Raw genomic sequence first — 11,611 nt, 5'->3', positions numbered from 1 at the left:
GGCTGAACGGCAGACCTTGTCCCATTCGAGGGAGTGAAAAAAAATGGCAAGTCTGGCAACGCCTGGAGAGGCGGTGGCGTCTGATATCAATGAAGGGTATGGATCGCGCGGTTATCGCGCCTATGTGCTCGGATCCCTTCTTCTCGTTTATATTTTCAACTTCATTGATCGCGCCATTCTGGCCGTTCTGAACGACCCGATCAAAATATCGCTCGGGCTTGAAGACTGGCATATGGGCATGATTGGCGGCACGGCGTTTGCGCTGTTCTATGTCACGCTCGGTATTCCGATTGCTCGCATATCTGAGACGCGCAGCCGCAAATGGATTATCCTGGCGGCACTGACGCTGTGGAGCCTGATGACGGTCTTTTGCGGCTTTGCGACAAGCTTTCTGATGCTTTTCCTGTTGCGAGTTGGTGTTGGCATTGGTGAGGCCGGATGCACACCGCCCGCCCAGTCCATGATTGCTGACTATTTCAAGCCGTCGAGCCGTGCGACCGCGGTGTCGATTTATGCCTTGGGCGTGCCTTTGGGCGCTATGTTCGCAGGCGTCGCTGGGGGGCCGATTAACGACTATGTCACAGGCCAGAACGTCTATAATCTGATGGCATCGATGGGGCTGGAAGGCCTTGCCGACAGTCTCAATGTGGTCGCCCTTGAAGGGTGGCGAATTGCCTTCGCGGCGGTTGGATTGCCGGGCCTTTTGCTTGGTTTTGTTCTGATCTTTACGCTGAAAGAGCCGCCTCGAGGGTATACCGATCCGGTGTCCACGCAGACCAAAGAAACAGCAAAGCTGTCGGAAGTGCTGAGCATTCTGAAAAGTAAGCCGGCCTATATTCACGTGGTTCTTGGTGCGGCCATCGCATCCTTTGTCGGCTATGGTATTGGTCATTTTGTAACGGCCTTCTTGCGCCGTGTGCACGGCCTCTCGCTTACCGAAGCGGCGATTTATTATAGCCTTGTCATGGGGCTGTTTGCGGCGATTGGCGTGTTCTCGTCGGGCTGGATTTCGGACAGGATTTCAAAGCGTCACCCGAATGCACTGTCCTGGCTGCCTGCGCTCGGCATGTCGGTTTCTGTACCGCTGTACGTGATTGGCTTCCTCGTGCCGGAGCTGTTCATCGCACTTATCCCGCTCTGCGCGGCGGCGCTGCTCCACTATTTCTATCTTGGCCCGATGTATGCGGTTTTTGGCGGTGTCGTGGACAGCCGTATGCGGGCGACCTCCGTCGCGGTTGCTCTGTTCGTGGTGAACCTTGTGGGTCTTGCCCTCGGTCCGCCAGCGTCAGGTATTCTGTCGACGACCTTGAAGGGGTTGATGCTCTCGACCTCTGAACTCGGGCTTTCACTTGAAGTGTGCACGGCAGCGGTAAACCTCACCGAAGCGCAGGCCGCTATGTGTGAGCGTACAGATGCCAAAGGACTGCAATATGCCATCGTGATGTTTGCCTGCCTCTATCTCTGGGCATCTGTGCATTACCTGCTCGCAGGGCGCACCCTGCAGCGGGATATGCTGTCTATGGCGAACAAGAAAGACTGACGGATACGAAAAAGGCGGCCCGCAAGAGCCGCCCTTTTTTATGAGAATAAGGAGTGACTACCGGTCGTATCGGTAGATCACATTCATCTCGTCCCAGAAGTAATTTTCATCGACTTCTGATTCCATATTGAAGCGCATGGCTGGCGTCTGATTGATCGAAACCGGAGGCCAGTAAGGCAGGCCGCGGGCATTTGGATCACCATGGCGGGCAAAGGAAATCCAAGCTTCGCTCACCTGATCTGCGACCGGTTGAGCTGTAGCCGGATCGCCGACCATGGATTCAGAATTTCCGAGCGTATCGAAGGCGAATGGAATTTCGAGCGCGTGCGGTGCGCCGAACACGCCGCCAGCAACCGGTGTTTCCCAGTCAAACTGATAGACCCAGATGGGTGCAGCGCCTTCCTGTGCGGCGCGCAGGCGCGCCTGACGATAGGCATTACCCGAATAGCGAAGGTCAGATGCGATTGCGACCATCAGATCGGCGTCTGTGTAATCCGGATAAATCTCGCGATAACCGGCTACGAACTCATTGAACTCATCTTCGGTCGCATAGGCGCCGATCAGCCCTTCGGCATTTGCATAGTCGAGCGTCGGCATATTGCCGGGCCGCACCAGCCAGAGAGAGAGTTCATCCTTGTTGGAGCCAACGAGCATCGGAACCGACTGGCTCGGTTCGTTCTCTTCGGCTTCAAACGGGTGATGCGGCAGAGAATTTCCGTCACGCACAGGGCTCCAGTAAAGCGAGGTGGTTTGCTCACCTGCGGCTGTGCGGAGCGCCTCCATGAAGGTCTCTGCAGGCACATCGTTCAGCGCTTCCAGATTGTCCGGTGAAATGCCCAGAATATTGAGGAAGCTCAGAGTGTGCTCAGTTGCCTCTTCTGGTTCGCGAAAACGCAAATGCGAGCCTGATTGCACAATCGCGCGGTGGAACAGGCCTTCAGCGCGCGGCATGGCGAGCATGGTTGAGACTTTGCGGCCACCACCGGACTCACCGAAAATCGTCACATTGTCCGGATTGCCGCCAAACTGTTCGATATTGTCGCGAACCCACTCCAGCGCCATGACCATATCGAGGCTGCCGACATTGCCGCTATCTGCATAGGCCGGATCATCTGTCAGTCCTGCCAGATAGAGATGGCCGAATGCGTTGAGGCGGTGATTGATTGTGACGACAACCACATCGCCGCGGGTGGCGAGGTTGATACCCTCATAGGCTGCGCTCGATCCGTTGCCGTTCTGGAAGCCGCCGCCATGAAGCCACACCATGACGGGTCTTTCGTGATCATCAAGCGCCGGTGTCCAGATGTTAAGGCCGAGCGCATCTTCGCTCATGCCCGGCGTAGGATCAGGTGCCCATGAGCGGAAGAGACCATTGCTGTTACCGAGTTGAACAATGCTATCGGGGAAGTCTACCGCGTCGCGTACGCCATCCCATGGTTCTGGTGGGTTCGCTGGCTGGAAACGCGTGTCGCGCGTGTCTGCGCCATAGGGAATGCCGCGAAAGACATTGATGCCTTCCTCGACTGTTCCGCGTACTGCGCCATACTGTGTCATGGCGACAGGGCGTTCAGCCGATATGGATGCTTCGGCTGGAGCGGCTTCCTGGGCTGACAGGCTGGCGGGTACGCACGCTGCGCCGATGAGGCAGGCAAAGGCGATGCCCGATCTCAAAGCTGATTTCATGGATATGTCCTCCCGTTATTATTGGTGGGAGTGTCAGTGTAGCTGACTATTTTGTCCAGCGTGTTCGGTGCAATCTCACGTATAATTTTACGCAAACTTGTGAGATTGCGCAGGGTGGGCCTTAACAGGCTCTGATTTATGGTCGGACCATTGTCGCAGAATGCGGACCATAAAAAGGAGCTCAGAAAATGAGCCTGACCGTTGATCAGCTAATGCCGCGTGTATCCTTACGAAGTGATACCGAAACGGCTCGCGTGCGCCGTGCTGGCGTGTCCGCCTATCAGGCGGTCAAAACGGTCCCTTCCGAACCAAACCGGTCTGCAGTGTCTTTCGTCCGTGATGATGTGAATTTTTCGCCGCTGGCTCAAACCGCGGCGGAAAGTGACGCGAAAAAGTCCTCCCCAGATGATGCCCGAATAGAGGCGCTTTCGCGGGAGAAGGGACGTGCGCGCGAAGCGCTCCTGCGTATCAGAGAAGAAATTAAGCTCATGCGAAAGGTCTGGCAGTTTCAGCCTCGTGAAATGGCCAAGCAGATTGCGCGCCTCGCTAAAGAGCTGAAAGAGGTTCTGAACGACTATAAAAAGGTCCAGAAAGAACTCGCCGACTTGCAGGGCAGCGCAGCCGGTGGCGGCATGATTATGCCAGATGTCGGTAGTCTCGGAGCCTCTATGGCGACTGGAGCGTCTGGCGATAGCGAGGATACGTCTGACGACGAAGCTGCGGCGGAGTCTGACATTGGACAGCCAGACGACGTCGATCCTGATGCCGTTGCCGAGGCAGACAATCTACCCGACACGCAGCGAAAGGAAGCTGTCATGCAGTATGAACGGGTGAGGCTGGATCAGACGCCGGAGGCTATGGAGCTTCGCGGCGACCTTGAATTTACGAACTTTGTGAAAGGGCTCACGTCAGAGCTGCGTGACGCGTTTCGGGATGTGAAGCGTTGGGCGATTGGCTTCAAGCAAAACGACAAAGACAGCGAAAAGCTCTACGACAATACCGACAAGGAGCTGAAACAGCTGGAGAAAGAGCTCGGCAAATTCGAGGATGATCTGCGCCGCGCTATACCGCCCTCTATCTGGGTATCCCAGCCCGTTCAGGTATAATTGACGGCCTGCCTCAGAAATGGGGTTCAATTGATGCAGTGCACTCGCTAAGAGGCTGGCATGTCTGACCTTACGATCCGCACAGCAGCAGCCTCTGACGCTGAAGCGCTATCCGCGCTTGGCGCGAAGACGTTTTCTGACAAGTTTGCCCATCTCTATAAGCCGGAAGACCTGCAGCAGTTTCTGGATGAGAGCCATAGCGTTGAAGCCTATCAGCGAGCGCTCAGCGATCCGCAAACGCGGATCTGGGTTGCTGTTACGAACGACGGCGCGCTGGTTGGATATGCGGTAGCAGGTCCGTGCACGCTGCCGGTAGATGATTGCCCTGAGGGGGCGATGGAGATTGCGCGTCTCTATGTGGATGAAGCGTTTCACGGGCAGGGTACGGGGCATAAGCTCATGGACCAGATGCTGGCCTGGATCGACAGGAATGGGCGGGTGCCGCTCTATCTCAGTGTCTATAAATTCAATGACGGTGCGCAGCGTTTTTATCATCGCTACGGCTTTGGCCTGCTCAAAGAGTACAAATACCGGGTGGGAACGCACTATGATCCGGAATATCTCTACATCCGGAACTCATGACATTCGCTTGAACTGGCTTGCCCAATCCTCTGAACGCCGCACTTTATGCATTTAACTCTGGAGGATTTACCATGCGCCCGATCACTTACGCACTTTCATCTATCGCGCTTTGCGCTGCCCCGGCTTTCGCGCAGGATGTTCCGCCGGTCACAACCCATGATCTGGGCGATGGCATCTACGCTTTGACAAATGATCGCGCGGGTAATGTCGGCATTCTGGCAGGTCCGGATGGCGTCTTCATGATTGATACGCAGATGGAAATCTTCGCGCCTTCGCTGGAAGACGCGATCCATGCTGTGTCTGACGGTGATGACGTCGACCTTGTTCTGAACACTCACCTTCATGGCGACCATGTTCTCGGCAATTCGTATTTCGCAGAACGCGGCGCGACAGTTATGGCGCACCCGAATGTCAGGCCGGGTCTGATCGAGCCGAACTTCATGGCGCTTTCCGGTCGAACGCCTGATGCGCTGTCAGGGTTGGCGCTGCCGACCGTAAATGTCGATGAAGGCGATACGGTCACGATGAATGGTCAGACCGCGCGCTTCTATCATGCACCTAACGCCCATACCGATGGTGACCTGTTTGTGGTGTTTGAAGAAGCCAACGTGATCCATGCCGGTGACCTTCTCTTTAATCGCCGCTTCCCGTTCATTGACCTCGACAACGGCGGTTCGGTGCAGGGCTATATCCGCGGTATGGAGAAAATTATCGCGCAGGCTGATGAGGAAACTGTCATCATTTCAGGTCACGGTCCGATGGCGAGTGTCTCCGACCTGCAGGCCAGCGTCGATATGCTGAAAGCTGGTCAGGAGGCTGTAATGGCACTCGTGTCTGAGGGGAAAACCCTTGATGAAATTCAGGTAGCTATGCCGCTCGCAGACTATCATTCTGATTGGAATTGGGGCTTTATCACAACCGAGCGTATGGTGTGGACATTTTATCGGGATATGACAGGACTTACCGAATAACGATAATTATTGTTGCCAAAACGATAAATTTCGTTTAGAAGGGACGCAAAGTTACAAGGGGAAAATGATGCAATTGAAATCTCTCTCAGCTGGCCTGGCTCTTATGGGCGCAAGTGTTGCGACAACAGTTGGTGCGCCAGCTGTACTCGCGCAGGAAGCGTCCTGGGGCTATGAAGTTTCCGGCCAGCTTGCCAATTATCAGGCGCTTCGCACGGAAGCTCCGGGTGGCCGTCTTGCAGGTCAGGCGTCTGTTCAGGCGCTTCTCTCAAACCTGCCAGACATGCTGCAGGTCAGCTATGGTGGTTTCGCGTCTGAGAATGGCGGCGATGTCGCCACTGACGTGACGATCTCGTTTAGCTTGTCTGAAGATATCAGCTTCGGCGTCAATATTGGCGAGTTCCGTATCTACGGTCTCGAGGACAGCGAAGTTGCCAAACTCGCAGCCAACGAAACAGCTGAGCTTGGCTCACGTATCGACCTGCGAAACGTAAGCCTTGTCGGTATTGAATCCATCGTCGACGCTATTGCGAGCGAGATGTCCGAAACTGCGACCGGTCTCATCCCGGAAGATGCAGTAGAAGCAGAACTCGAAGGCGCCGATTTCGCGATCAACTCATACGCACTGACCTATGATCAGATCGTGCTGGACGGGTTTGTCTGGCATGCCGCGTCTGACGAAGTGAATGCTGGCATTGATGCGCTGTTTGCATCTGAAGCTGGTGAAGACAATGCGTGGCCGCTATTTGCGCCACTGGCTCGTTTCTATCGTTCAGTCGAGATCGACGAATACGCCATGTATGACATGGACATGTCTATCGACATGGATATCGACGACGGTGAAACCGACCAGAACATCGCGATGGACATGGTGATCGCGCTCTCTGCCGGTTCAGACATCGACCGCGGTGATTTCGGTTTCGCGCTGTCTGAAGGCACATCATACGATCTGTCTATGAGCATTGCTGCTGAAGAGCTGTCTCAGCCGATTCAGTTTGCATCAGGCGGTTCTGTTGGCCTCAGCACCATGTCCGGTATGAACCTTGGTGTTCTGATGGGCTATCTGGAGCGTCAGGAAGTGCCGGATGCTGGCATTCAGGAGCTGATGAGCCTTGGTCAGTTCGAGAGCTTTGACTCTGTCAGCACGCTTAATGGCGTGACGATCTCTACGGTTGGCCGTGCGCTGGTTGATCTGTCCGAGTGGAACTGGTTCGTGCCTGAGCGTATCGCTTTTGAAGGTCAGGACATCAGCTACAATCTCGGCGGTTATCTGGACTTCATGACCGGCTTTATGGCGGACATGCCGGAAGTCGCCGAAGATCCGGAAGCAAGCGAAGTCTTCGCTATGTTTGGTTCTGTCCGTGAGGCGCTTGTCGACCTCGACATGGATGTCATCAATATGGACATGGGCATGAGCCTAGACTGGGATGCCGATACAGGCATGACAGGCTTCGACTTCGGAACCGACGCAGATGGGTTTGGCACGCTGAATATGGGCTTTGCGGGTTACATGCCGAGCTATAGCGAGTTCGTCACAGCTTACGAAGATGCAGGCAAAGGCGACACGGGCAGCGACAAAGACGGTATGTCTGAAGATCCGTTCGACGCGGCTCTTGAAGAACTGATGGCGTCTGAAATGGCCCTGACAGACTTCGACTTCGAAATTGCTGATGATGGCGGCATGGATAAAGTCTTTGGTCTCGCAATTGCGATTGCCCAGCTTATGCCGGAAGACAATGCTGAAGCGGCGATGATCCGCAACGCGTCACCTGCAGAGCTTCGTGCGCTCGTCAGCGGTCTGACACGCATGGGCGGTATGGAAGCCGCTCAGGTCTTCCCGCCAGCGGTTGGCTATATCAACGGCGTTGCAAACTTCATCATGAATGGTGGTGCACTACGCGTCGCGCTCAATCCGGACGAGCCGCTTGGCGCTCAGTCTGAAGCGCAGCTCATGCAGCTGGGTGACGACCCGCAGGCCATTCTCGACTTCCTTGGCTTCGAGTTTGAATACACAGCGCCATAAGCGCTTATTCAAAACTGGAAAATCAGAAACGGGGAGCTTCAGGCTCCCCGTTTTTTGTTTAGTCGTCAAACACGCTGTCGCCGCAACGAACCTGATCGTGCGGTACGCCGCGCGCACCAGCCTCGGCACGTCGCCGATCGCATTCGTTTTCAAGTCGTTGGCGCTCTTCGGCCGCGGCCATGCGTTCTTCGGAATACTGAGCCATGCGGTCACGAATGCATTCATTCATGTCGGTCACGCCTTCGCTTCGACACGCCGAATAGGCCTGATCACGGCTATAGCTTTCTGTTGAGATGCAGCCTGCCATCGTCAGCGCGCATGCTGCTGCAATAAATGGTTTTACACGTTTCATTTCCAGCCCCTTGCCACAGGGGAGAGATCAGCTCTCCACTTTTCGGACGAGGTAACCCGCCCGTGGGAAATGAATGTGCAGGCTCTCAATCGCGTTTTCTACTTTAAAAAGTGTAATCTTATTTGGCTGGGCTGAGACGAGCTCACCTGCCACCCAGACCTGACCATAATCGTCAGGTGCAACGCTGACATGATCGCCCGGTGCGAGGCCCTGTGGCTCGGTGCCAACCGTAGCAGCGAGGAGTCGTGGGGCTGAGTTTTTAGCAATCTCAAGCGCATCAGCAGAAGAGACCTCTTCCGGCTCGGGACCTGAAATTGCGTTCAGCCTGTCGAACCAATCTTCAGTCCGCGGCGCATCGCGCAGGAATTCCCGCGTCATTTGTGGCAGGTTCTTATTGAGGAACCAGATGTTCATATGGGCGTGAATGTCCGTCAAGCCCGGCTTGGAGCCGAGCAGCCAGTCACCAATGCCGGAGCTTTTGGATGCCTGAAGGCGTTCTTCCACCCATGAGAGCTGAGCGCGCCACTGATCCATGAGAAGCGGCACAGAAAGCTTCATCTTTTCGGTGTCGAATTTACGACCGCTCATCGCAGAGCGATCTGCCTTGAATTCCTTAGAAATGTGTTCGCCCAGAGAGCCGAAAACGAGGCCTACCGTGGTTTGGAACCATTGTTTATCCGTCCAGGATGCGACCATGGAATGAACGCCTTCATGGCCGCCAAACCCGAGCGCGCGTTCCGGAAAACGGGCTTCAATCATGCGAAGAATGAGGGCTGTGTCGCAATAAATATCGCCGCCAATCTGCATGACCGGCGTGCGGCGATAGCCACCTGTCAGCGGCATGAGGTCCGGCTTTGGCATAATGCTCGGAATTTCTACCTTGCCCCATGCCAGATTTTTCAGGCGCAGTGCGAGGCGGACCTTCTCTGAAAACGGAGAGTTTCCGTATTGATGCAGCAATATTGATTGCGCATTTGCCATGACCGAGAAGCCTCCGTGCGATATTGTGTTTCGCTCAGTTAAGCTTGGTTTTGGATGCGTGGAAAGGCCCGTTCCGCCGGAAAGCGTGGATTAAGGCGTACGCCATTCTCCGGCAACCTCGTCACCAACCCAGCGCAGCTGTGCACGGCGATGGCCCTGTGCAGACAGTTTTAGCCAGTCAATGCAGCTCACCTTTACGCAAATCACTGTGAAATTCCGGCCACCAAACGTTTCGTCCTGACCATGCTCTTCAGGATCATTGAGGGGCGAACCCGGTGGAAGCCGCGTGAGATAGTCACCGCGGCCGTATTCCGGAACCGTAGACCAAAGCTGGTCGGCCAGTTCGTCGCCAATATGGAGTTCGGCTGTGCCGGTAATGCGGATCTGCTCTTTATGGTCCGGGTCCCACATCAGAACCTGAACCTCCGGGTGTGTTTCCAGATCAGCGACCTTGGGTGAGCGCGCGTCTGTAAAAAAGCGCAGTGTCATCGTTTCAGGATCAAAGTGCCGGAGCACCAGCGTGCGCACCTGAGGCGTCCCGTTGGGAGATACGCTGGCAAATGATGTCAGCCGCAAAGGAGAGCCTGCCTCATCCGCAGCATGGGCGAGCCGGCGCAATAAATCACGCCTAAGAGGCATCAGGCTGGGCGTTTTGTCGAAACGGTCGATCTGGTCAGTCATAAGAGCTCTGTTTCAGTATTGATCATGTCGTGCAGTCGGTCTTGTATAGGCGGCGAAACGCGAAACAAAAAAGAGTGCCTTCGTCGCACCGCCGTTCGTCTGGGAGGACACAATGATCGATATCGAGAAGATTGGCCACTTCGCCAATATTCCCCGCTATGCCGCTGAAACCTGGGGGGACGCGACAGCCTTCTGGTTTGAGGGCCGTGAAACCAGCTTCAATCAAACTGAAATCATCTCGAACAAGATCGCAAACGGTCTGCTGGAGCTGGGTGTGCAGCCCGGCGAGCGGGTCTGTTATCTCGGTAAGAATACCGACTATTTTTACATGATCCTCTGGGGCACTGTGAAAGTGCGCGGTGCTATGACCGGTATCAACAATCGACTGGCCGCGCCGGAGTTTGTCTACGCGATCAATGATAGCGGCGCGTCCACTCTGTTTGTGACTCCTGACTTCTTCAATGTGATTGCGCAAATTCAGTCTGAATGTCCCAAGCTCAAAAACATCATTTGCGTTGAAGGCGAACGCGAAGGCTGGCTGAGCTATGACCGCATGGTGACGGAAGGCTCTGATGCGCCGCTCGATCTGCCTCATCCAGCTGATGACGATGTCGTCCAGCTTTATACATCCGGAACGACAGGTTTCCCGAAAGGCGTGCAGCTGACGGGCAGCAATTATATGGGCATGTTCGGCCAGCTGAACTTTGTTGACTGGGCTCATTACGATGCGGGCGAAGCGGTGATGAATGCCATGCCGCTCTTCCATGTGGCCGGCGTGAATTTCGGCATTTTCGGCATGGTTCAGGGCGCTGAGGTGGTGATCCTGCGTGAGATTAATCCGCAGGAAATTCTGAAGCTAGTTGAAGAGAAGAAGATAAATCATGCCTTCTGGGTGCCGGCCGTCATTCTGATGCTGACCCAATTGCCCGAAGTCCATACGACCGACTTCTCCAGCCTGAAACGCGTGTCCTACGGGGCATCTCCGATTGCCGAAGACCTTCTGAAACAGGCCATTGAGATTATGGGTTGTAAATTCACTCAGCTTTATGGCCTGACGGAAACCGCGGGCGCGGCGACCTATCTGCCAAGCGAAGCGCATGACCCGAGCTGGGGTAAGCTTCGCTCCTGCGGCGTGCCGTGGCCGGGCGCAATGGTGCGCACTGTCGATGGTGAGGGCAATCCGACCCAGCCGCACGAGGTGGGCGAGATCGTCATCAAGTCAAACTTCGTCATGAAAGGCTATTGGAACAAGCCGGATGCGACCGTCGATTCCGTACGTGATGGCTGGTTCTATACCGGTGATGCCGGTTATTTTGATGAGGATGGCTTTCTCTACATCCATGACCGTGTGAAAGACATGATCGTCTCCGGCGGTGAGAATGTTTATCCTGCCGAGGTTGAGAATGCGATCTTCAGCCATCCGGGTGTGGCAGATGTTGCCGTGATCGGCATCCCGTCTGATAAATGGGGTGAAGAGGTAAAAGCAATCGTCGTGAAAGCGGCGGGGCAGGACCCGGCACCGGAGGATATTATCGCCTTCACCCGCGAACGTATCGCCGCCTACAAAGCGCCAAAATCGGTAGATTTCGTCGAAGCTCTTCCCCGCAATCCGTCCGGAAAGATCCTGCGTAAAGATTTGCGTGAGCCTTACTGGGAAGGACGGGAACGCCTCGTCAGCTGATGCGTTCTTCTGTC

At 55.2% G+C, this 11,611-nt stretch carries 10 protein-coding genes; 6 read left to right on the top strand and 4 right to left on the bottom strand.

Annotated elements, in window-relative coordinates:
- Positions 1-43: 43 nt before the first annotated feature.
- Positions 44-1,540, top strand: a complete 1,497-nt coding sequence (locus G523_RS0101535) for a spinster family MFS transporter (RefSeq protein ID WP_022693252.1) — start codon at positions 44-46, stop codon at positions 1,538-1,540.
- A gap of 57 nt (positions 1,541-1,597) precedes the next feature.
- Here G523_RS0101535 and G523_RS17445 read toward each other — a convergent pair whose 3' ends face one another.
- A complete protein-coding gene (locus tag G523_RS17445) occupies positions 1,598-3,223 on the bottom strand; it encodes a carboxylesterase/lipase family protein (RefSeq protein WP_022693251.1) in 1,626 nt (541 codons plus the stop codon).
- A 188-nt stretch (positions 3,224-3,411) separates the two neighbouring features.
- Between G523_RS17445 and G523_RS0101525 the strand changes: the two genes are divergently transcribed.
- From G523_RS0101525 to G523_RS0101510, 4 genes are all read left to right on the top strand, one after another.
- On the top strand, positions 3,412-4,329 hold the full coding sequence (locus G523_RS0101525; RefSeq protein WP_022693250.1) for a hypothetical protein: 918 nt from the start codon (positions 3,412-3,414) through the stop codon (positions 4,327-4,329).
- A gap of 60 nt (positions 4,330-4,389) precedes the next feature.
- Positions 4,390-4,911, top strand: a complete 522-nt coding sequence (locus G523_RS0101520; protein WP_022693249.1) for a GNAT family N-acetyltransferase — start codon at positions 4,390-4,392, stop codon at positions 4,909-4,911.
- Positions 4,912-4,982: 71 nt separating this feature from the next.
- Positions 4,983-5,882 (top strand): MBL fold metallo-hydrolase, encoded by a 900-nt coding sequence (locus tag G523_RS0101515; protein ID WP_022693248.1) that lies wholly within the window; start codon positions 4,983-4,985, stop codon positions 5,880-5,882.
- 67 nt (positions 5,883-5,949) lie between these two features.
- Positions 5,950-7,902 (top strand): hypothetical protein, encoded by a 1,953-nt coding sequence (locus tag G523_RS0101510; protein WP_022693247.1) that lies wholly within the window; start codon positions 5,950-5,952, stop codon positions 7,900-7,902.
- A gap of 58 nt (positions 7,903-7,960) precedes the next feature.
- Here the strand turns inward: G523_RS0101510 and G523_RS0101505 are convergent, their stop codons facing one another.
- The 3 genes from G523_RS0101505 to G523_RS19970 form a co-directional block, all read right to left on the bottom strand.
- Complete coding sequence (locus G523_RS0101505; protein ID WP_022693246.1) at positions 7,961-8,254, bottom strand: hypothetical protein; 294 nt, start codon at positions 8,252-8,254, stop codon at positions 7,961-7,963.
- A 27-nt stretch (positions 8,255-8,281) separates the two neighbouring features.
- Positions 8,282-9,235 carry a glutathione S-transferase family protein gene (locus G523_RS0101500; protein ID WP_022693245.1) on the bottom strand — a complete coding sequence of 318 codons (954 nt, stop codon included), beginning with the start codon at positions 9,233-9,235 and terminating at the stop codon, positions 8,282-8,284.
- 90 nt (positions 9,236-9,325) lie between these two features.
- Positions 9,326-9,916, bottom strand: coding sequence for a pyridoxamine 5'-phosphate oxidase family protein (locus tag G523_RS19970; RefSeq protein ID WP_022693244.1), 591 nt, complete (start codon positions 9,914-9,916; stop codon positions 9,326-9,328).
- Between the two features lie 112 nt (positions 9,917-10,028).
- Between G523_RS19970 and G523_RS0101490 the strand changes: the two genes are divergently transcribed.
- Complete coding sequence (locus tag G523_RS0101490) at positions 10,029-11,597, top strand: long-chain-fatty-acid--CoA ligase (protein ID WP_022693243.1); 1,569 nt, start codon at positions 10,029-10,031, stop codon at positions 11,595-11,597.
- Positions 11,598-11,611: the final 14 nt, after the last annotated feature.

Origin of the sequence: Ponticaulis koreensis DSM 19734, assembly GCF_000420665.1 — a bacterium.
In the GTDB taxonomy this organism is placed as follows: domain Bacteria; phylum Pseudomonadota; class Alphaproteobacteria; order Caulobacterales; family Hyphomonadaceae; genus Ponticaulis; species Ponticaulis koreensis.
This window is presented reverse-complemented; position numbering and strand designations above follow the sequence as displayed.